At 35.3% G+C, this 22663-nt stretch carries 18 protein-coding genes; 1 reads left to right on the forward strand and 17 read right to left on the reverse strand.

The window, feature by feature from the left end; all coding sequences use genetic code 11:
- Window positions 1–45 precede the first annotated feature (45 nt).
- Window positions 46–1143: a tartrate dehydrogenase gene (locus tag CFK40_RS17515; RefSeq protein WP_089533681.1), complete on the reverse strand. Its 1098-nt coding sequence runs from the start codon at window positions 1141–1143 to the stop codon at window positions 46–48.
- Between the two features lie 384 nt (window positions 1144–1527).
- Here CFK40_RS17515 and CFK40_RS17520 point away from each other — a divergent pair, with 384 nt between their 5' ends.
- Entirely contained in the window at window positions 1528–3168 is a 1641-nt protein-coding gene (locus tag CFK40_RS17520) for an SLC13 family permease (RefSeq protein ID WP_089533682.1), read from the forward strand.
- Between the two features lie 67 nt (window positions 3169–3235).
- Here CFK40_RS17520 and CFK40_RS17525 read toward each other — a convergent pair whose 3' ends face one another.
- The 16 genes from CFK40_RS17525 to ulaG form a co-directional block, all read right to left on the reverse strand.
- Window positions 3236–4003: a GntR family transcriptional regulator gene (locus tag CFK40_RS17525; protein ID WP_227001818.1), complete on the reverse strand. Its 768-nt coding sequence runs from the start codon at window positions 4001–4003 to the stop codon at window positions 3236–3238.
- A gap of 322 nt (window positions 4004–4325) precedes the next feature.
- Complete coding sequence (locus tag CFK40_RS17530; protein WP_193433340.1) at window positions 4326–4523, reverse strand: DUF3951 domain-containing protein; 198 nt, start codon at window positions 4521–4523, stop codon at window positions 4326–4328.
- A gap of 320 nt (window positions 4524–4843) precedes the next feature.
- The gene (locus CFK40_RS17540) at window positions 4844–5596 is read right to left on the reverse strand and encodes a Bax inhibitor-1/YccA family protein (RefSeq protein WP_089533684.1); all 753 of its coding nucleotides are present in this window, start codon (window positions 5594–5596) and stop codon (window positions 4844–4846) included.
- 86 nt (window positions 5597–5682) lie between these two features.
- Window positions 5683–6612 (reverse strand): DUF4349 domain-containing protein, encoded by a 930-nt coding sequence (locus tag CFK40_RS17545; RefSeq protein WP_161493901.1) that lies wholly within the window; start codon window positions 6610–6612, stop codon window positions 5683–5685.
- A 219-nt stretch (window positions 6613–6831) separates the two neighbouring features.
- On the reverse strand, window positions 6832–8109 hold the full coding sequence (locus tag CFK40_RS17550; protein WP_089533686.1) for a TRAP transporter large permease: 1278 nt from the start codon (window positions 8107–8109) through the stop codon (window positions 6832–6834).
- Window positions 8084–8611 (reverse strand): TRAP transporter small permease, encoded by a 528-nt coding sequence (locus CFK40_RS17555; RefSeq protein WP_089533687.1) that lies wholly within the window; start codon window positions 8609–8611, stop codon window positions 8084–8086. Before CFK40_RS17555 ends, CFK40_RS17550 begins: the two co-directional genes overlap by 26 nt.
- Before the next feature lie 71 nt (window positions 8612–8682).
- Window positions 8683–9684 (reverse strand): TRAP transporter substrate-binding protein, encoded by a 1002-nt coding sequence (locus CFK40_RS17560; RefSeq protein WP_089533688.1) that lies wholly within the window; start codon window positions 9682–9684, stop codon window positions 8683–8685.
- Window positions 9685–10253: 569 nt separating this feature from the next.
- The gene (gene uidA / locus CFK40_RS17565) at window positions 10254–12056 is read right to left on the reverse strand and encodes a beta-glucuronidase (protein WP_089533689.1); all 1803 of its coding nucleotides are present in this window, start codon (window positions 12054–12056) and stop codon (window positions 10254–10256) included.
- 33 nt (window positions 12057–12089) lie between these two features.
- Window positions 12090–13574, reverse strand: coding sequence for an MFS transporter (locus CFK40_RS17570; RefSeq protein ID WP_089533690.1), 1485 nt, complete (start codon window positions 13572–13574; stop codon window positions 12090–12092).
- A gap of 456 nt (window positions 13575–14030) precedes the next feature.
- The gene (locus CFK40_RS17575; protein ID WP_089533691.1) at window positions 14031–15650 is read right to left on the reverse strand and encodes a response regulator transcription factor; all 1620 of its coding nucleotides are present in this window, start codon (window positions 15648–15650) and stop codon (window positions 14031–14033) included.
- Between the two features lie 11 nt (window positions 15651–15661).
- A complete protein-coding gene (locus CFK40_RS17580; protein WP_089533692.1) occupies window positions 15662–17449 on the reverse strand; it encodes a sensor histidine kinase in 1788 nt (595 codons plus the stop codon).
- 189 nt (window positions 17450–17638) lie between these two features.
- Window positions 17639–19177 carry an FGGY-family carbohydrate kinase gene (locus tag CFK40_RS17585; RefSeq protein ID WP_089533693.1) on the reverse strand — a complete coding sequence of 513 codons (1539 nt, stop codon included), beginning with the start codon at window positions 19175–19177 and terminating at the stop codon, window positions 17639–17641.
- Between the two features lie 66 nt (window positions 19178–19243).
- Entirely contained in the window at window positions 19244–19966 is a 723-nt protein-coding gene (locus CFK40_RS17590) for an L-ribulose-5-phosphate 4-epimerase (protein ID WP_193433341.1), read from the reverse strand.
- Complete coding sequence (locus tag CFK40_RS17595) at window positions 19920–20816, reverse strand: L-ribulose-5-phosphate 3-epimerase (protein WP_089533695.1); 897 nt, start codon at window positions 20814–20816, stop codon at window positions 19920–19922. Before CFK40_RS17595 ends, CFK40_RS17590 begins: the two co-directional genes overlap by 47 nt.
- A 3-nt stretch (window positions 20817–20819) precedes the next feature.
- Complete coding sequence (locus tag CFK40_RS17600; protein WP_089533696.1) at window positions 20820–21461, reverse strand: 3-keto-L-gulonate-6-phosphate decarboxylase UlaD; 642 nt, start codon at window positions 21459–21461, stop codon at window positions 20820–20822.
- A 137-nt stretch (window positions 21462–21598) separates the two neighbouring features.
- On the reverse strand, window positions 21599–22663 hold the full coding sequence (ulaG, locus tag CFK40_RS17605; protein WP_089533697.1) for an L-ascorbate 6-phosphate lactonase: 1065 nt from the start codon (window positions 22661–22663) through the stop codon (window positions 21599–21601).

The raw sequence follows: 22663 nt of genomic DNA on the forward strand, positions 1-22663 counted from the left end.
AAACCCGTAGTCGAAGTATATGGAATCGACTACGGCAGCTCTCGCTTAAACTTTTGTTTTAACTTCGGAAAGATTTTTTATGATAGCATCTGTTATTTGAACTGTACTATATGTTCCACCTAAATCACGAGTAAGAACACCTTGACGTGTTGTGTCTTCAATCGCTGTGTCTAAGCGCTTCGATTCATCTGTTAGTCCTAAATGATCTAACATAAGTGATGCACTTCCAATTGTACCGATTGGATTGGCTATTCCTTTTCCAGCAATATCCGGAGCTGACCCATGGACAGATTCAAACATACTTGGATTACGACCTTCTGGATTAAGATTAGCACTTGCAGCTATTCCTAAACTTCCAGAAAGGGCGCTTCCTAAATCCGATAATATATCTGCAAATAAATTTGAAGCGACTACTACTTCTAATTCTTCCGGATGCAATACAAATTGGGCAGCCATTGCATCTACAAGCCATTGATCTGTTTCAACATCAGGATAATCTTTACTTACACGGACAAATACTTCATCCCACAATACCATTCCATACTGCTGAGCATTACTCTTCGTAACACTTGTTACTTTTTTTCTTTTACGTGTTCTAGCAAGATCAAATGCATAACGAATAATCCTTTCACATCCATGTTCCGTAAAGAGGGATGATTGAACTGCAACTTCTTTTCCAGGGCCACGTCCAGAAAAATTCCGTCCACCTACACCTGAATATTCTCCTTCAGAGTTTTCACGGATTAATACCCAATTTAATGAATCTACGTCAGGGTGATTAAGTCGTCTTGGAATTCCAGGCAAAAATTCAACAGGACGGATATTAGCCCATTGATCTAGTCCCTGACAAATAGCTATACGCAATCCCCATAGACTGATATGATCAGGCACCCCAGGAAATCCAACTGCTCCGAAATAAATTGCATCGTAATCCTTTAGCTTTTCAACTCCATTTTCATCCATCATGCTACCATTTTCTAAATAATATTCGCAGCCCCAAGGAAAGAAATCGCTTTCAAAAGCAAACCGACCATTTGATTCTTCAGCTAAGTGATCAAGTACCCTTAACCCTTCTCGAACTACTTCTTTTCCAATACCATCACCCGGAATAACAGCTAAGCGAAATTTCTTTGTTTCATTCATTAATTAACCTCCTAGACTAACCCTTTTAAAGGTATAGCTTTTTATAAATCTTATTATTTAAATCTTAATTAATGTATACGTTAATGTCAAGTATTTATTGTTCAATTCTAATTTTACTTTAATAACTTTATATATATATTTTCACATTTTGATTGTTTATACTGTATATAAAGGGGATATTAATATAATAAAACCTCAATCTGTATTTTTATTTATCAAAATATTTTTATTTATTATTGACTTTAATGTATTCATTAATGTAGAATTCAACTAGTAACATTCTGTATTAATTTATTAAAAAGGGGGGGGGTAAATAATTATTTCTTTGAAAGCGATATCAAATTACGGTGAATAATAATTAATTAAACGAAAAGGAGATTGATTATGACATTTGCAAAAGCATTTTGGTCTCAAATGTGGACATGGAATGATCAAGTAAAAGGAATGATGAAAGCAATATTAAGTTTCAATCTTATGGCAAAACTGTCAGGGTCCGAAAATACTGCAGCACCACTTGAAAATAATCCAGCAAACAGAAACAAACAACAACAAAAGAAACCATCTAATTATACAAAACCGCAATTGATTGGTTTATTTGCTGGACCAGCACTATTTATTTTGATTAAGTTATTTATATCTCCAAATGAAATGTCAAATGAGGCTGTAACAGTTCTTGCTTCAGTAGCTTGGGTCGCTACATGGTGGGTAACAGAAGCTCTCCCTATTCCGATAACATCACTACTTCCGTTATTACTGTTCCCTCTCACAGGTGTTATGGAGACAGGGGCAGTGTCAGCCTCATACGGCGATCCATTAATCTTCCTTTTTGCAGGAAGCTTCATGATAGCGCCGACAATGGAAAAGTGGAATCTCCACAAACGTATTGCGCTTTCCATCATAGCTTTTATTGGGACTAATCCAAATACTATAATTCTTGGATTTATGGTTGCCACAGCATTCTTATCAATGTGGATTTCAAATACCGCTACAACAATGATGATGGTTCCTATTAGCTTAGCGGTAACAAAACAGGTATCTGATTCTTTGAAAAACAATACTGTAATTGATACCTCGCCAGGGAACTTTCCGTTTGGAACTGCTTTGATGCTTGGTACCGCCTATTCCGCAACTATAGGAGGATTTGGTTCATTGGTTGGTGCGCCAGCCAATATTATTTTAGCTGCAACAGTAAATAATTTATATGGTGTAGAAATATCCTTTGCACGCTGGATGCTTTTTGGTGTACCAATGGTTATTATTCTTATACCTATTGTCTGGTTTTATCTTATTAAAATCGCTTTTCCGATGAATGTAAAGAATATACCTGGGGGGCGCGACATTGTTAAGAAAGATCTTAAAAATCTAGGTAAGATGAATTATGAAGAAAAAGTCATATTAACTGTATTTACACTCACAGCACTAGCGTGGATAACTCGTGGTTTTGTACTGAACAAATTTATCCCTGGTATCGATGACACCATTATTGCATTACTTGGTGGCTTAATTCTCTTTTTAATTCCTGCAAAAAGTAAAGAAGGTAATATTTTAGATTGGGATACAGTTCTTAAACTTCCGTGGGGAATTTTATGGCTTTTTGGTGGAGGTCTGGCCCTGGCAGCAGGTATTATGAACTCTGGTCTAGATAAGTGGATCGGTGGACAACTTACTAATTTCAGTAATGTTCCCATTTTCATCACGATTGCATTAATCGTTGGTTTAATTACTATGCTTACCGAGTTTACTTCCAATACAGCAACTGCCACAATGGTGTATCCAATTGTTGCTGCAGCTGCTGCATCACTGGGCACTGATCCAATAGTCCTGATGGTTGCTGCTTGTATGGGGGCAACGTTTGCGTTTATGTTTCCAGTTGCTGCACCACCAAACGCAATTGTATTTGCAACTGGTTATATAAAAATGGGATCTATGGCAAAAGCAGGCATATGGCTCAATTTGTTGGGAATAATCTTTTCTGTCATTATTGTTTATTTCTATGTTCCTATTCTATTTGGAGGGTTGATGTAAACAAAATCACCTCGCAATACAAAAGGCAGTTTCCTTTATTTATTATAGGAAACTGCCTTTTACCGTTTTAATCTATGTTTTCATTTTTATCTATTCTATCCATAGCTGTCAGAATTTCCCTTTGGGCACGTCTTCGATGGGACTGCATAACCATACGAGAAGCGGTACCGTCCTTTGTTCTCATACATGAAACGATTGCTTTATGCTCCACAATTGAACGAAGAGGAATTGGACGTTGATTGATAGTAAATAATCTAGCCCTATAAGACTGATCCGAATAACTATCAATAACTGCACTAAGACGTTTATTTTTTGCGTACCCAATAATTGAGGAATGAAATAAATCGTCTAGAATTGACCATCCTTTTAGATTCCTTTTTTCAAGCTCTTCCTCTTGTTTCTTAATTATTGATTCAAGGTAATCAATTTCTGTATCGTCAACTTTCATAGTAGCGTTCTCAATAGCAAGTCCATCCAACGTTTCGATAATTTCATAGATATTCTTAAGATCTTCCTTTTCAATTGGATCGACAATGAAACCTCGTCTTGGAATCAGTCGAACAACCCCTTCTATTTCTAAACGTACTAAGGCTTCTCTAACAGGAGTTCGGCTCATCTGAAGTATATCACTCATCTCCCGCTCCAGTATTGCCTTTCCAGGGGGAAGGATTAAATCCCGAATAGCAAGTCTAATAATATGGTAAGCGCGTTGTGGTAAACGATACTCATCTATTCCCTCTAAACTATCAATAAATAGTTGAAATTCATTTTCCATATTATTTAGTTTAAATGAATTTTGTTTTTCTTCATCAGTAATTATATTTTTCTTTTTCATTTTAGCCTGCTCCAACCTTCATTTTTTTACTTATTCTTTTAGTTTGAGCATTGAATTAACTTAATTAATTATATATAATTAATTAATTTGTTGCAAACATTTCAATTAATTAGTTGCAAAACTGTTCCTATTATTCCCTTCTACTTTTTTTCTCACTATCTTTTTTTATTAAACAACCTGGCTCGATATTGCCGCTTAATTCGGCCGTTACGAGTGGACGTTAGAGTTATATTCATACTTATCTTTTATTATAAAATAAGCGGCAAATGTCAGTAGTATTAGGGTAAATATAAGAAATGAATATGCTAACCTTGGTTAAAATTCACTTTTCTTTATCATCCGCTTCTTTTTCTTCTTGTTCCTCATAAAATTCATCTTCCGTTTGCCCAGCTATATAATCAAACGGCGTATAAGAATTATCAGGGCGTTCTTTCTTTATAACTATCTTATAGGCAACAATGCAAATTAAAGTCACCATTACAAAAACAAAGATTGCGGACGAATACGGTAAAAGTTCCATTTTCATGTCACCTCTTTTGTTTTCATATTCCCTCTACATCTACTACCTACCTTAATTCTTTTCCCATTATTACTACGCAAAACCTACAACTTTATTAGATTCGTTTATGTATTTTATTCCCTGGAACCCCGGATATGTTGAGTGTTTTATAATAGTTTGCTTAGCTTCGTTGATATCATCAGAAGTATAGTCATACCCTATAAAGGTATTACAATATATCACAGCTATTGCATCTAAATCCTCAACATTACCCTTAAAGAACTTCATCTTTTTTGAGTTAAGCATTATAATCACCATTCCTTAGCATCGATGGGGCAACTTTACCGTCTAAGTTTTGCAATCAATCGCAGAATCTCCAGGTAAAGCCATACCAATGTCACCATTAAACCAAATGCCCCGTACCATTCCATGTATTTAGGTGCATTACGTTTTGTTCCTTTTTCGATAAAATCAAAATCTAGCACTAAGTTCAATGCCGCAACAATAACAATCCCTACACTAATCAAAATGCCGATTGGGCCACTGTTGTGTAAATACAAAACGTCACCTATGCCGAAAAGTCGCATAATAAAGGTTGCGAGGTAAGCAAGGAAAATAGCCCCCGTCGCACATATGACCCCTAATCTGAATTTTTTTGTGACTTTAATCAGCCTGGTTTTAAACGCTAATAACATAACTAACAGAACGCCGAAAGTTAACATTGCTGCCTGAACTGTAATCCCACTAAATTGCGATTCGTACACCGCTGAAATACCACCGATTACAAGACCTTCAGCCAGCGCGTAAGGAATGGAAGTGAATGGTGCTACTTTCGGAACAAATATTGTAATTAACGCAAGAATAAAACCTACAATCAACCCAAGTATCAGTAATCCTGAAACGGCTGAACCATTTCCATTAAAATACAGATTCCATACATAGGAAGCAGAAATGAAAAGCACCAAAAACATGATCATCGTTCGATTGACAGTTCCTTGAAATGTCATCGATGATGCACCATCATTTCTCACACGAAAAGATTTATCATTTAAAGTCGGATTTGATGTTCTTGTATACGAATTTGATCTAGCCAATTCAATTCCTCCATCTTTAAAGTTCTTCTTGTCTTATTATTTCGCCGTACACGTTGCCTTATTCCCTATTATTCACCCTATATAGTTTAATCTCTCCGCTTGTTCTTTGTACTTTTTTTGACTATCAAAAATGTAATCAAACCGATACATCCTAACACCAAAAGAATTGGTAGGTTTCCAAATAGGAAAACGAAAAGCCCAGAAAAGGTTGAGATAAGGAAATTAATACTTTTCAAAAATTGTTGTTTGGTTTTTTCCCATGTATTTAAATCATCTTCATTGATTCCTGAAATCGTTACATTATTTTCTTGAATTTGAATCGTAACAGTTGCTAGGTCAGCTTTATTTTGCAAGTATTTCATTCGACCAGTTATTTGTTCAATCTCTCCTTGGACTTTAGCCAAGTCTTCAGAAATGGCTAAAAGATCTTCCGTTTTTTCCGCTTGCTCCATAAAAGAAAGTAGCCTATTCTCCACTACATGTTTAGATTTCAGACGTGATTCCAGATCAATATATTCCTCCGTCACGTCCTGACCAGAAATGGAGCTTTCCAAAACTTCACTACTGCCTTCTTCGACCAGCTGAATAAATTCACGAAACTGATCCTGCGGTATTCGAATCGTCATCTGTCCATTCGTTGACCCTTTTTCGGAATCACCGTACATGTTCGATTCCACAACATATCCGCCACGATCCGATACTTGTGTTTGAATATCGTTTACAGCTTTTTGATAATCTTTTACCTGAATAGATAGATTGGCGGTATAAATAATTTTTCTATTTACATTACTTATTTCGTTTTCTTTTGATTCAGCGGCTTCTTGGGATTGCCTATCCTCTTGCTCGTTTACAGAATTGCTTGTTCCTGTAGGAGAACCACCAGATTCCTCTGTTATATTTTTTTCCATACTCTCAGCAGCCTTATCAGCCGAGTCACTGCTTTGTTCTTCATTGCTACATGCTGCTAAAAAGATACTAAAAGCAAAAACTATAATAATGATCAACCACTTTTTCACCTTAACCACTCCATCCCGTTCAACATCCAGCAGAATGAAGACATTTTCTGATAGAGGCTAAACTGATTTTAGATATATACGTAATTCATTGGAAAATGTTTCAGAAAAAATTTTGTAGATGTTAGACGTTTGTAATAATTCATCTAAAAACTCCTTTTAATTTTTATGCAAAAAAACATCCCATATCACAAATTGTGACTATGGGAATATTTTTATTTATTATTCAAAAAGTCCTGGTAAATACATGGACACGCTTGGAATATATGCTACTAATAATAAAACGACAATCATGACAGCGTAAAAAGGTAACATGCCCTTAGATGCCTTTTCAATCGGTATTCTACCAATTGCTGAACCTACGAAAAGTACTGAACCAACTGGTGGTGTTATCAATCCAATTCCTAAGGCTAGAATTAGTACTACACCAAAATGAACTGGGTCCATTCCTACACTTGTCGCAACAGGCAGTAATATAGGTGTTGCAATTAAAATAAGTGGTGCCATATCCATAACCATTCCTAATAATAACAAAACTATAAGAATCATAAGGATAGTTATAGCATCATTTGGCGAAATGCTTAATAAACCTTCTGATACTAAAGCAGGTACTTTTAATAGTGCTAATAGCCAACCAAATGAGGAAGAAGCACCAATTAAAAATAGAACCATTGATAACGTTTTAAAGGTTCTTTGTAAAATAATCCCCATTCTAGCAAATGGTATTTCCTTATATACAAAGAACGTGATGACAAATGCATAAAGTGTTCCAATAGCAGCAGATTCAGTAGCTGTAAACAGTCCACTTAGTATACCACCCATAATAATTACTATAGTAAACAGACCTAATAAACCATCCCTTACAATTTTAGGTATTTCTTCTTTTTTAACTGGTTCACCTTTTGGATATTTACGTTTAACAGCCATCATATAAGTTAAAATCATTATTCCTATTCCTAATAACAAGCCAGGACCGAGCCCACCCATAAAGAGTGCACCAACGGATACACCTCCAGCAGCTGTAGAATATATAATCATATTATGGCTTGGTGGAATCATTACACCTTGAGTCGAACTTGAAATAGTTACAGAAACAGAGTAATCAGAATCGTACCCTTGTTTTTTCATCATTGGAATTAAAACAGATCCTAAGGATGAAGTATCAGCAAGTGATGATCCTGATATCCCTCCAAAAAACGTACTGGCCAGCACGTTTACCATCGCAAGGCCACCCCTGACTTTTCCAATAATTACATTTGCAAGGTTGATTAATCTATTTGATATCCCACCCTCATTCATTATTTCACCTGCAAGTATAAAGAAAGGTATCGCCAATAATGAAAATGAATTTAACCCCCCAACCATTCGTTGCAAGATAGCCGCAGGATCAAATCCCATGTACAACCCCGCAACTAAAGAAGATATTATAAGGCAAAGGGCAATTGGGATTCTAATTATAAGGAGCAGTATAAAACTACCGATTAAAATCAATACTTCCATTCTCCCACCCCTCACTTACATCAGTTAGGTCTTGATGCATTCCTTTTTTAAACAATAATTCTATTCCATATATCATTATGAACAAACCCGCTATCGGAATAGATATATATATAACACTGGAAGGCCAGCCTGTCCCCGGCATCGTTGATCTCCCCATTAACATAGTAAACTGCCATCCGTTATAAACCATAAGGATCCCTAACCCTATTACAATTACTTTCGCTACATAATCAAAAAAATCTTGAACCTTTTCTGGCATCGCATTAACTACAAGACCTAACGCAATATGTAACTTTTCTTTAAATCCATATGCTATTCCAAGAAAACTCACCCATACAAAGAGTATTCGCGATAACTCTGCTGACCAGGAAGGGGTGTAACTGAAAAACTGACGTGAAAAAACTTGAATAATTATTACGACTACCATTGCCGCTAGCATAGTTAAGGCAGATATTAAAAGTAGCTTATCAAGGCCACTTTTAATCATTCTTAATGCTTTCATAGAAGTTGCCTCCCTAAGATAATTGGGGGTGTGGGGTCTCCCCACCTTCCCCTTTTAAAAATTAAATAGAGTTACTCTGTCAGTTTGTCGATCCAATCTCCATACTGTTCTTCATACTTATCATAAATTGGTTGAACCGCTTCTCTCCATGGAGTAATATCATCGACCTCGATGATTGTACTCCCATTCTCTTTTACAGCTTTTCTTGATTCTTTTACCAACTCTGCCCAAGCTTCACGCTGAACAGGTACTGATTCTAAAGCAGCTTCTCTAAACGCCTTTTTATCTTTATCACTTAAACTATCCCATAATTTTTGAGATGCTAGTAATACTTCTGGAACACCCTGATAACCATTGTCTGTAAAGTATTTAGCTACTTCGTAATGATTAGCAGTGTAATAACTTGGGAGGTTATTTTCCCCTCCATCAATTACTCCTGTTTGGATCGCTGAATATACTTCTCCATATTCCATAGGGGTTGCAGAGGCACCTAAAGCTTCAACAATATCTATTGCCAATTCGGAATTTTGTACACGAAGCTTAAGCCCTTCCATATCTTCAGGAGTTTTAATAGGACGTACTGAATTGTAGAAGCTTCTCTCACCCGAATCATAAAAAGCAAGCCCGACCAAGTTCGATCCTTCAAATGTACTCAAAAGTTCCTGACCTACTTCACCATTTAGCTTTTTCCATTTTTGTTCATTATTTTCAAATAAGTACGGCATGGATAGTACACCAATATCTTCTGAAAACTCCGCTAATGGTACAGCGTTAACTCTTGTTAAGTCAATAGATCCTAATTGTACTTGTTCAATTACACTCTTCTCTTCACCTAGTTGTCCGCCAGCATAAACTTCTATTTTATAGCGCCCATTTGTTTTTTCTTCTACTAGTCTAGCAAACTCTTTCGCTCCGATAGTAGTCGGATAATCCTCAGGTTGGTTTTCAGCTAACCTTAATGTAATCGGTTCCTCTGAATCTTCTGAAGCCCCTTCAGATCCCCCACCACATGCTACCAAAACAATCACTAAGAAAAACATAACTAAAAATAACGATAATAACTTTTTATTCATTTTAGTTTCCCCCTTCAAATTATGTAGCCATAAAGAAGTAACATGCTGTTTCAATACCGTAAAATATTCACTCCCTCACAAACTTTTTTATTTGTTCGCTAAACAAACTAATTAATTAAGCGCTTACAAATATTATAATTGTCAGAGTTTAAATTATCAAGTAGTTTTTAAAGAAATATGCGAAAATTCATACCTTCAATTATTAATTCTTGTTTTACTTGTTTCTTATAGAAGTTGTATTCAAATGTTTTTTCCTTCTTTCCAAAATTTCAATCACATTCAACACAGTAAGTATTTTACATAAATCTTTAAATTAGTTCTGTTTGTCCAATTTTTGCTACTTAAAATTGCCACTATGCTTATTCATTACACTTCTCTGTGATTATTCATCTAAAAACTTCTTTTGCTTTTCATGCATTCCACTAAAACACAACCAAATTTACAAGTCCGCTTATAACCGGTAATAATGGAGTAACGACGACACCCAAACCTGTAAGTAAATATTAAGGCTAACAAATAAAATTCCAGCCTCCGTAAGAAGCTGGAATTTTATTTGTTATTTAGTTGAGTTACCCTTTATAATCGAAGTCTGGGATATTTGTCCAGCGATTACGCAGTTCATGTGCCGCTAATTTTGGTTTACGATCACGCGTAAAGATACCTTTCTTGTTTCCTTGAACACGCATGAAACCTTGACTAGTACTAAAATCTGCAAAATTCCATACTTGTTCTCCAATAAAGTTTTCAAAATCATCAAATATTTCATGGTTCGCTTTCAATAATTCTACTTGATATTCCTCTGTAAACATTACTGAATCAACATCATGTAGCCCAGCAACTGTATCAGCCCCATACTCAGTCATCATAATTGGCTTACCTGGACAACGCTTATTCCAATCTTCAAATTCCTGGCGAAGCTTAACTTTGGCAACTTCCAAATCTCCACCATTTACGTACCAGCCATAATAGCGGTTTAATGCCAGAACATCAATTAACTCAGCAATCTGATCTGTTTCCGGTGTAGACCACAGGTGCGTCACAATCGTTACAGGTCTATTTTGTGGGTCAAGCTCTTTTGTTAATTCAACAAGCGGTTTAAAATATTCATATGCTCCTTTTTCTTCTGAAGCTGGCTCATTTGCGATCGACCACATTACAACGGATGGATGGTTTTTGTCACGTTTAACAAGCTCCCTAATAACATCCTGATGATGGTCAAATGTTTGAATTTCTTTCCATGTATCTCTCTTTGCACCACCACCTGTTAGTGTTGCTGCAAAATTTAAATGCACACCAACTGCAGGAGTTTCATCAATAACCACTAATCCTTCACGATCAGCTAGCCGCATTATTTCCTCGGAATAAGGATAGTGTGCTGTACGGAATGAGTTTGCACCAATCCATCTCATTAATTGGAAATCCATTACATTAACTGCTTCATTAAACCCTCTTCCATGTACTGGGGAGTCTTCATGTTTACCAAAACCTTTAAAGTAAAATGGCTTGTTGTTAATTAAAAACTTTCCATCTTTCACTTCGATAGTTCTAATTCCAAATGATTGCTCATATACATCGACTACTTTACCTTCCTTTACTAATTCTACTTTTAAGGAATACATATAAGCATTTAGAGGTTCCCATAATTTTACATCGGAAACGTCAAGCTCATTCTCTTCTCCTTCTGCAGTTGCTACAACTAAATCCGACTCATCTACTATATTTGCCTTAACTGTGACACCTTCACCAACTGTCTCAACTGTATAATTTACTTTTCCTATTGTATCTTTATAATCTGTTACAACCGTTACATCTTTTACATATGTAGGAGGAGTTGTATAAATTTTCACTGGGCGATGTAATCCTGCATAGTTGAAAAAATCAAAGTTAGGTGAATTGCGCTCAACTTTTCCAAAGGCCTCCGAGTCTTCCTTAGTGTAATTACCAACTGGTAGAGTAGTTTCATCCACAATATTATTAACAGCTACAGTTACTCTGTTAGCGCCTTCATTTAAATAACTATTTATCTCAGCTTCAAATGGCAAAAAGCCACCTTTATGTTCAACAACAAGCATTCCATTCACATAAACTTTTGCAGTATGTGTGGCAGAACCAAAACGTAATACAACTCTCTCATCTTTTAAATAGCTAGGAACAGTAAACTGTCGTTCATACCAGACCAAGCCAATATGATTTCTGATTTCCCTTGTCACGCCAATATCATTGAAGGAGGAAGGGACTGCCATATTCATAGTATCTGTTAATTTAGTTTCATACCATTTTTCTTTCAACCCACTACCTTGATCTAATTTAAACTTCCAAATGCCATTTAATTCAATGACACCACGTTTATCTGTACTTATTGGATATAACATACTAACACTCCTCGTATCTCGTTATTTCTATATTTACATTATTGCTGAATTATTGTCTTCTTTTTTTGCTTTCCTTTTAACTTCCGCAATTGATTCTTGAATTTCTACCATTTTCTTGTCATCTAATTTATAAAATTTCATGGCGGTTAGTGATATAACCAACATAAGTGCCGGTAAACCGAATGCTAGTATTAATGTCATTACAAACAAAGGAGTTGTTAATTCATCAGTTACTGTCGGAAACTCAGAACCAAATCCTATGATTGCTACACCAAGACCAACTATCGTTGGAGCCAGGGATGTAACTAACTTATCAATAAAAGAGAATAATGTACCTAACATCCCCGGTATATAACGCCCTGTTTTATATGTTTCATAGTCAGAGACATCGGCAATCATTGGGTTTACAAGCGAACTTGGGATACCTCCAAACCCCAAGGCTATTGTATATAAAACTGTAAATATCACAATAGGTATACCAATACCTCCAAGTGATATTGTTGTAGGATCATTCATTATTAAAAATAGAGCAGCCAAAGCAATTAATGAAAACATCGCTATCCAGGTCGAACCGATAAATGCACTTCTCATACCTAGCTTTCTCGCATATCCAACGACGGCGAATGTTATTAATAAAGTTGGTACAATGGTGATTAATGAAATTGTACCACTTAGCCCGTAATCTCCCATTAAAATTCCAAATATCATGACTGCAACCACTGAATAACGAATTAGCAAAAAGGCTAGCTTATCAAAAGTAGTTGCTGTTATTAACATTTGTAAAGGCCTGTTCTTTTTTAAAATTGGCCAATAATCACGAAATCTTGTATTTACAGTTTCCTCTGCTAATCCATAAAATTCTTTACGGTCTTTCCCAGAAATACCGATTACAGCTAAAATTGTAAATATACCTGCAAGAATAATAGCGTACGTATTTAATTCCGCAAACAATGACATGGTAAAGTCCCCGTATTTTGCAATCAAATAAGAAGCAACAAAAACTTGGCCACCAGTAAATACTATAGCATTATACGAAGCATCAAAAATACTATAAAGCGGCCGTTGTTTTGGATCATTCGTCAATACCGTTTGAGCTGCTTTTGTTACAGTAGTTTGTAATGTATAACCAATAATATAAATGGCATAAATAAAGATAAAGAAGATCAACTGAAGTGATTGTGGCATTAAATGTGTTACATTGTACATAATTAGTATAGAACCTGCTAAAATCACATTTCCTATAATCATAAATGGTCTAAATTTGCCAAACTTAGATTCGGTTTTGTCTACAATAAAGCCCACAATAGGATCTGTAATACCGTCAAATATGCGCATTGCTGTTAGAACAGTACTTACAGCCACAACAGCGAGCCCAGCTATTCCAGTAGCATAATATGTGACAAACGTTAAAATAAACATATAGAGGTTTGTTGCGGTATTGTTTAATGCAAAAAAACCGATTTGCCATAACTTTGCTCTATTATACTCCTGATCAGTTTCCATTGTTATACTTGACATAAAATTCTCCCCTTTAAAATCGCTTTCATTTTATTGATTTTTATAAAAACTTATAACAAAAAAATACATTTGTTAATCTACAAGTCTATTTTACAAATATAAAAACAAGCTAATTATTTTGTTTGCCAAACAAACTATCGTAATAAGTATTATATATGTAAGCGTTTTAAAAAACAACCCTCCTTTCGACTTTTTTTTCAAAAATAATAGACTCCGTAAACCCATATTACAAGGGATTTACGAAATCTACTTTTATTTGAGTTCCTAATCATTTATCATATAGAATTTAGTATTAGCTGATATCCCCCATTAAAATTTGACAATTATGCAAATAGTAGGTACAACGAAACATAAATTAAGAATATGCGGGCATAGAAAGTCACATTATAGAGTGTAACTATATTGATTTCCTTTTCATCTTCCCTAATCCTTGGGATTAAGCGGGAATTATCCTTTCTAGTATTTAGCCAATCCTCCCAGTGAACTATATTTATAATCCCTGGGCGTCATCCCAAAGTATTTTTTAAACGTTTTAAGGAAATAACTTTTGCTATCATAGCCTAACATTTCTGATATCTTCTCTACAGATTCATTTGATCTATCCAATAACTCCTTCGCATTCTCCATCTTTGATTTAATCACATAATCTATAAAATTTTCGCCTGTATTTCTTTTATAGAGTCTGCTAAAATAACTAGGATTTAAATGAAGATGATCTGCTACCTCTCCTAGAGTAATCTTTTTATCTAGGTTCTTTAAAACATACCTTTGAGCCTTCAGGATTTCATTTCGTTCAGGAAGATCATTAATATGCTTCCAACTATTAACTAATTTCATAAAGGTTTTCTTCAGTTCTTCCTCTAGTTGGTATACAGTTTCCACATTCGAAATTAAATCATCAGGTACTGTATGTTTGGTTTCAAAATCTTGCATTATATTAAACTTTAAATTAATATCTATTAATATTTTCGTAACCCATTTTTTTACAACATTAGGTTGATATCTATTTTCATATATGAATGATATCCATTTATGAATTGATTTCTCTAAACTTTCAATATCTTCCTGTACTGTTAACATTTTCAGCTCTTGCTCAGCTGCCACGTAATAAGTAAAGATGTCTTCCAAAGAGAAGTTGGTTTGTTCCATTGGGGTAATAGAGCCACCTTCAATATAAAACCGTTGATCAGAAGTACTTATCATTAGTTTCAATTGCTTTACTAGACTTTTTGGAAACTCGCAACTAGTTCCCGTAACAGACGTAATACTTACTTTCAGCAAATCTTCTAACTGTTTATGAATCTCTTTTAAAGAATTTTGCATGTCCTGATGCTGATACAATTTCTGTTGGTGGGGATAAAAAATAAAAAACATAGACTCCTTATAAAATATACTAAAACACTTTCCTATTTCATTTTTTAATATCTCACCAACAATATTATCAATGCTAAATTTTAGTAATTCATCTGAACCAAAAGCTTCTTTATTCAGCATATATTGATCAATAAAACAAAGTACAGGCGTACACGTATTAAAGGAAAAATCTAATCCCAATTCATTACCTTGTTGTTCCCACCACATTGGTTTATTCTCATGCTTATTTTCCAATAGTGCATGTAAAAATCTACTTCTTAAAATATTGAGATTTTCTTTTATTAGATATTCCATTTGGTTTTTTTCCAAATTAGTTCTTTGCTCGCTATCAAGTTTTTCTTTTAAGCGGTTCAACAAATCTATTATCATTTGAGATTCCATGGATTCTTTTAATATATAATCAAACGCGTCTAACTTCAATGCTTGCTGAGCGTACTTAAAATCATTATGACAGGATAATATAATAGAATGTATAGTTGAATCCAGTACTTTTATGTTTCGAATTAACTCTATTCCACCCATTATAGGCATGCTAATATCTGTAATAATAACATCTGGTATTTCCGAGTTAATATGTTCTAAAGCCGTGGCACCATCCTGAAAAGATCCGATAACAATAAAACCCATCTCTTCCCACGGAATCATTTGGCTTAAGAACTCTAATACTAGATAATCATCATCTACACAAATGACTTTATACATAAGCTCACTCCCTATTTCCTTGGAATATAAAACACGAATTCAGTTCCCTCGAACAATTGACTATCAATTTCCATACGGAACTTTTCGCCATATATCATTAATAAACGTTGATAAACATTATTCACTCCAATTCCTGTAAAAGACACTTTATTTCCAGTAGGGTGGTATTCCCCCGTTATAAATTGCTCTTTAAGACGATGTAGTTCTTCATTATCCATGCCTTTACCACTATCCTTTAAACTGATATTCAATAGATCTTTCTCTATCCAGGCAGATACATTTATTGTTCCACCTTTTTGATCAAATCCATGTATGATAGCATTTTCAATTATAGGCTGAAGAAAGAATCTGGGTACCTCTTCCATTGATGCATCAGAGTCCAAATCAATAATTAATTCAACAAAATCTTTGCGCCTGAAGTTCATTAGCGTCACATAGTGATCCACAACCTCTATTTCCTCGTATAAATAAATAAATTCATTGTTTCTGTTTATAGTCATTCGTAACAGAGAGGAAAGTGACTGAATCAATTTTGCATTCTCTTTATCGCCATTCAACATTATTTTTAACCGAAGGGAATTTAATGTATTGAACAGAAAATGTGGATTAATCTGTGCCTGAAGCATCTCTAATTCTGCTCTACGTTTACCTCTTTCTTCTACTTTTATTTGATTTATCATATCTTCTATTTTATCGAGCATTTGATCAAAGGAATAACTCAATACCGCTATATCTCCTTTTCCTTTAATACCAGAACGAACCTGTAAATTACCATTTTCTACTTCTTTTGTAACCCGGCTTAGTTTAATTATAGGCTTAGTAAATTTCCTGACTAAATAAATAAGGATAATTAAAAAGATAGCAAAAAAGAAAAACTGTAACAGTAAGGTGGTACGAGCAATTGTATTGATATTTCCAACTGTTTGTTTATAAGGAACCAAACTTACTAGATTCCAACCCGCATATGACATAGGGCGACTCACCAACAAATAGTCCTTATTCTTATAATTAACAACACTATAATTAAGCTGATTGTTATCAATTTGTCTTTGAAAATCAAATTTCTCTTTTATTTTTTTTTCGTTTTGACTAGATAAAATAGTTCCATTTGCGTCAATCAACATAAGCTTTTGTTTATGATTAGAAGTAAATTCTCTAAACATATTGCTTATTTCTTTTTCATTTATACTTAAAATTGTATAGGCATTTGCGTCTTCAGTTATTTTTAAATTTCTCGCAATTGTGATTAAATATGGCTGTTTATCTTTCTGAAATTTAATATAAGTTGAATGTGTACCTACCCAATATGTTTCATAAAAATTTAAATCACTCACTTTATTTATCCACCTGGAATCATAGAAATTTTTAGGATTATATTCATATGTGGGATAATTTGTATAATAAAAACCATTTTCCATTAGTATCGTTATATAAAAAGGGGGTAATAGATTAGTAATATTTTCTAAGTGCCTTGAAATTTTAATATGTTGAATGGCCCTTTGTTCACTAGTAGAATTATTTTTGTTCTGGCTTTCCATTAAAATTTTATTAATTTCGTTATTATATTGCAGGTAATTTGATACGTAAAGTATGTCATCGAAATATTTAGAAACACGTAGGTCTAATAGCCTTAATGTATTTTCAGATTGATTTACGGCTCGTTTCTCAAGCTCCTCTTCTGTTAAATAATTTGATACAAAAAAAGTAATAAAAGAAGGTAAAAGTACACATATAATAGCTGAGATAATTAAACGTTGCCTTAAAGACAGACCTAAAAATTTTTGTGTAATCCTTTTCATATTTCTTTACTCCTTTGTATTTCTAGAAGATCTTGCCTTGGCGTCAAGAAAAAAGTGTAGTTTAAAACTAAGATTCCTTTGTTTTATCCTACACTTTAGCACACTTTTTAAGTTATCCCAAAATTAAATAAATTAAAACAGTAATAATTACTTCATAAAACTAGAATGAAAAAATAGTGATATTATTATTCACGAAAACTGGTGATTTTTATCGAGACCATCCTCACGTAACAGTTGATAGATTCCATTTTGTTCAAGGTTATTATACAATGCAAGTCTTCGAAGCTTTTGCTTATCATAGATGACAACATTTTCGCTGATTGGGTAATACAGCATATTTCTTGTACCTTTTTCAGCCTGATTAAGGGCCTTTTGATAAGAATCGTACATTCCCATTTCTAAAGATGCAGTGACCCAAGCGCCAAGTGATGTGGTTTCCCTATTGTTTGGAAGTGAAATCGGCTGATTATAAATGTCCGCCTGAATTTGGTTAAAAAGGGAACTTTTGGTAAGACCTCCTGCAGTACTAATAGAGGTGATTGTACCTATAATTCGATTCATGATATCTAAATTCTCTGATATCTCTAAAGCAATTGCTTCTAGTATAGATCGGGCAAAGTCCCCCCTTGTGGTTCCGAGGGAGACATTAAAAAAAATGCCTGAGGCCAGTGAATTCCAGTCCGGGGAACCTCTACCTTGAAAGTGAGGGAATGTAATGAGATTGTTTGAACCAACAGGTGAGACCAATGCATCCTCAAGCATTCTTTCAAATGCAGAATCCCCTTTACTATTCGCATAAAAATTATCACAAAACCAGTTACAAATTGTAGATGTAGTTAGTATACTTGACTCTAACATATATTTACTTTTCACAGCTGACACGCTACAGATGGTACGCATTTGTGAATCGAGCTGCAAGGTATTGGAAGAAGCGATAATGTATGAGCCAGTTCCAGTGGTAATTTGAAAGGACCCATTTCCTATGGCGCCCGCACCTAATGCTGCACACTGTTGATCACCCCCAGCAGATATAACAGGGGTACCCGATGGTAGGCCAGTTCTTTTCATAAACATTTCTGTCGTATAGCCTGCTATGCTCCCTTGTGGGATCAGTTCACAAAGCTTTTCCCGATCAACTTTGAACAATTCTAATAGTTCATTATCCCATTCTAATTCGTGTATATTCATCAGTGAGGTTCTACTTCCATAAGTGTAATCAGTTACAAACTTGCCAGTCATTAAAAAGATTGCGTAATCTGGGATGACAAGTATTTTATGAGCACTTTTATAAATGTTTGGTTCATTTTCTTTAAGCCATTTAATTTTAGGGGCGGTAAAAACAGGATTGATTTTTGCCCCAGATCTGTTATAAACAAACGCATCATAAAGTTTCAGTTCTTCGCAAATGTTGTAAGTTCGCTTGTCCTGCCACATGATCGCATTGTGCAGAGGTGAACCTGATCTGTCAACTGGAATTATGGAAGTACGCTGGGATGTTATAGATATAGCTTCTAATGGTAACCCTTGAGTCTTCAACCATTGTACCGCTTCAGATGTTATTTGAATTAGGGCGTTTTCCCAGTATATTGGATCTTGTTCAACTCGGTTAGTCGCAAAATATTCAGGGCTATAATGTATTTGAATGATCTTTTTAATTTTTCCGTACTCATCATAAAGGCCGCCTCTCATGCTAGATGTGCCAATATCAATGACAAGAATAATATCCATAAATATTATCTCCCTCCAATCATTCTATTAAAGAGGTTGTTCAAAAGTAAAAGTACAATCTACAAACTAAATGAAATTCTTTGTGCTTCCTTTTTGCCCGTAATAAGCATTCAAACCATGTTTACGATAGTAATGTTTATCCAATAGGTCCTGTGAAATTCTGCGATTATAAGAAAGCGCTTCTGTATGCAAAGCCATTTCTGCTACTTCATCCAAAATAATACTATTTTCTACTGCTTTTGATAATGTTTCCCCCCATGTAAAAGGACCATGTCCATTTACAAGTACTGCCGGGATAGATAATGGTTCAATATTACGTTTGCTAAACGTTTCTACAATTACATTTCCTGTTGCAGCTTCATAATCACCGTTAATCTCAGATGTAGTTAAGGAACGGGTACACGGAACATCACCATAAAAGGCATCCGCATGTGTTGTCCCATAAGCTGGAATATCTCTGCCACTTTGTGCCCAGTTAACGGCCCACTTTGAGTGCGTATGAACGACTGCATTGATTTTTGGAAAGTTCTTATATAAAACCACATGTGTTGACAAATCAGAAGATGGTTTCAAATTATCCTCCACTACATTACCATCAAGGTCTGTTACTACCATGTTCTCTGGTGTCATAGATTGATAGGGAACACCACTTGGTTTGATGATGATTATTTGTTCCTCTCTGTCAATAAAACTAACATTTCCCCATGTTAATTTGACAAGACCGGAATTAGGCAAATCTAAATTAGCTTGAAAAACTGATTCCTTTATTTGACTTAAATTTTTGGTCATAATTATACCCTCCCTTTTTTAACAAAGGCTTTAAATAATCGATTGCAGAATTTATTTCTGACACATACGATTCGCTTTTACCGCTCCACATTTCAATCAGAAATGGACCTGTATAGTTTATTTCTCGTAATGCTTTCATCGACGCAACAAAGTTCACACATCCTTCGCCAAATGGAACTTCTTTGAATTTACCTTTTTGATTCCCGGTTACTGGAATTGTATCTTTTAGGTGAATGCCAGCAATGTGGTTTCTACCTTTTTTCAATTCTTGCGGAACATCGTTAGCCCATGCCGAAATATTACCCAGGTCGGGATAAACATAAAGCCAAGGGGAATTAATCTTTTCACTTATTTCAAGATACTTGCTGATAGAATTTATAAATGGATCATCCATGATTTCAATCGCTAATGTGATTTGTTTCTCAGCAGCCCATTCACATGATTTCCGAAGGTTTTCAATAAAGTAGCTACGTGTTTGTTCATTCCTCTCTTCATAATAAACATCATACCCTGCAAGTTGAATGACCCGAACACCAATATCATCGGCTAAATCAATTGCCTTTTTCATGATATCTAATGCCTTATTACGAACATTCGCATGATTTGAACCAAGCGGAAACCGGCGATGCCCACTCAAACAAATCGAGGGAACACGCATTTTTGTTTTTTTCAGCGAATATACAAAGTCTTGTCGTTCCTCTTTAGACCAATCTAACCGGGCAAGTCTTTCATCCTGTTCATCAATTGACATTTCTACAAAATCAAAACCAATTTCTTTCGCTTGCTCTAATTTCTCGTGCCAATTCATTTTGTCCGGTAAAGCCTTCTCATAAATTCCAATGGGATTCATGCTTTACTCACCCCAGATTCTATTAATTTCTGCTTTAAATTTCATTGCTCCTTCAAAAGGAGATGCTGCATCACGAATACTTCTGCCCGCAATAAATGTAAATACATCAATCCCTTTGAATAATTCCAGCGTCTCAAGTTCCAGACCGCCCGTTACAGATACTTTGAAACCCATTTCTGTAAGTTTACGAATTTTATTTAGATCCTTTTCTCCCCATGTTTCTCCTGCAACTAATGCATCACGACTTTGATGGTAAACCACTTGATTCAACCCTGCACCTTGCCATAATTTAGCCTCTTCAAAGGTCCAGTTACCGTATAATTCAACCTGGATGTCTTCCATTTCTGTCAATGCTGCTTTCATTGTAGGTACTGTTGCCGAACAAATAACTGTCATCCAGTTTGCACCTGCAGTGCGGCAATTTCTTGCAACAGTGCCTCCAGCATCCGCACACTTTGTATCCGCAACAATTACTTTATTAGGATAAAGGGACCGTAAACATCTTACCGGTTCCATTCCTTCCGCTACGCATAATATTGTTCCCACTTCAATAATATCCACCGCATCCGCGACCATTGATGCAGATTGTAATGCCTCACTTAACGTATTATTATCTAAAGCAATTTGTAATTTAGGCAAACTCATTCTATTTCCTCCTCGTATTCACTTCTAAATAGCTAATAAAAATAGGGGACAATCCTTTTACAATTTATAAAAGAATTGTCCAAAACAAGGACGTTTAACTATTTTAAATTGTAATGCCATTATTTAGATTCTTATTTTTATAAGAAAGACTTGTAAGGTACATCAGGCTCCAGTGTGAAAGCGTCATCAAATCCTCTTGGGTGGTGGTATTCTAATTTATCCTTGTCATCCGGGAATACGTACTTCCCACCGACCTGCCACGTATACGGCTTAAATTGATAATTTAGGCGGTCCTTTTTAGATTCCCAAACTAGTTGAATTTCTTTGGGATCAGCCTGGAAATTTGTCCAAATATCATGATGGACAGGGATGATGACTTTTGCATTTAGCGATTCAGCCATACGAAGCATATCAACGGACGTTACTTTGTCGGTAATTCCACGAGGGTTTTCCCCGTAAGCTCCCAAAGCAACATCGATTCTGTGCTCATTGCCATGTTTGGCAAAATAATTGGAATAATGCGAGTCACCCGCATGGTAAAGGCTTCCCCCTGGTGTTTTGATCAAATAATTGACTGCTACATCATTCATTTCCATAGGCATTTTATCCTTCAGTATTTCACCTTCAGGAGCTGTAATAAGTGCTGTACGATCAAATGCTTCCAAAACAACTATTTCCGTATCTTTTATTTTGACAACATCCCCTGGTTTGACTGTTTTACAACGTTGCTCCGGTACACCCCAGCTAATCCAAAGATCGACACAGGCTTGCGGACCGATAAATGGTACAGATTCATCACAATTCTGAAGCACTGCAGCAGCTGCATTCACATCAATATGGTCTGAATGAAAATGCGTAACCACAAGTGCATCTAAATTTTTGATAGCAAATGGATCAATCACGAAAGGTGCATTTCGCAAATTCGGCTGTAACTCTTTCACACCACTCATTCGTTGCATTTGGTGCTGTTTTCTCATCATTTTGTTTTTGCGAGTACGCTTTCCGGTACCACACCACAGGTCCATCAGAATGTTGGTATCATTTTCCGTTTTCACCCAAATACCTGTACACCCAAGCCACCACATAGCAAACGTATTTTTATCAACAACTGTCTCTTCTATTTCCTCATTTAACCATGTTCCCCACTCAGGGAAAGTATTTAAAATCCAAGATTCACGTGTCACATCATTTACATTTGGCAA

The organism is Virgibacillus necropolis (genome assembly GCF_002224365.1).
Classification (GTDB): Bacteria; Bacillota; Bacilli; order Bacillales; family Amphibacillaceae; genus Virgibacillus_F; species Virgibacillus_F necropolis.

Coding starts and splice junctions, on each gene's coding strand:
- CFK40_RS17515 (WP_089533681.1), bottom strand. CDS start 1,143: ATGAATGAAACAAAGAAATTTCGCTTAGCTGTTATTCCGGGTGATGGT.
- CFK40_RS17520 (WP_089533682.1), top strand. CDS start 1,528: ATGACATTTGCAAAAGCATTTTGGTCTCAAATGTGGACATGGAATGAT.
- CFK40_RS17525 (WP_227001818.1), bottom strand. CDS start 4,003: ATGAAAAAGAAAAATATAATTACTGATGAAGAAAAACAAAATTCATTT.
- CFK40_RS17530 (WP_193433340.1), bottom strand. CDS start 4,523: ATGGAACTTTTACCGTATTCGTCCGCAATCTTTGTTTTTGTAATGGTG.
- CFK40_RS17550 (WP_089533686.1), bottom strand. CDS start 8,109: ATGGAAGTATTGATTTTAATCGGTAGTTTTATACTGCTCCTTATAATT.
- CFK40_RS17555 (WP_089533687.1), bottom strand. CDS start 8,611: ATGAAAGCATTAAGAATGATTAAAAGTGGCCTTGATAAGCTACTTTTA.
- CFK40_RS17560 (WP_089533688.1), bottom strand. CDS start 9,684: ATGAATAAAAAGTTATTATCGTTATTTTTAGTTATGTTTTTCTTAGTG.
- uidA (WP_089533689.1), bottom strand. CDS start 12,056: ATGTTATATCCAATAAGTACAGATAAACGTGGTGTCATTGAATTAAAT.
- CFK40_RS17570 (WP_089533690.1), bottom strand. CDS start 13,574: ATGTCAAGTATAACAATGGAAACTGATCAGGAGTATAATAGAGCAAAG.
- CFK40_RS17575 (WP_089533691.1), bottom strand. CDS start 15,650: ATGTATAAAGTCATTTGTGTAGATGATGATTATCTAGTATTAGAGTTC.
- CFK40_RS17580 (WP_089533692.1), bottom strand. CDS start 17,449: ATGAAAAGGATTACACAAAAATTTTTAGGTCTGTCTTTAAGGCAACGT.
- CFK40_RS17585 (WP_089533693.1), bottom strand. CDS start 19,177: ATGGATATTATTCTTGTCATTGATATTGGCACATCTAGCATGAGAGGC.
- CFK40_RS17590 (WP_193433341.1), bottom strand. CDS start 19,966: ATGACCAAAAATTTAAGTCAAATAAAGGAATCAGTTTTTCAAGCTAAT.
- CFK40_RS17595 (WP_089533695.1), bottom strand. CDS start 20,816: ATGAATCCCATTGGAATTTATGAGAAGGCTTTACCGGACAAAATGAAT.
- CFK40_RS17600 (WP_089533696.1), bottom strand. CDS start 21,461: ATGAGTTTGCCTAAATTACAAATTGCTTTAGATAATAATACGTTAAGT.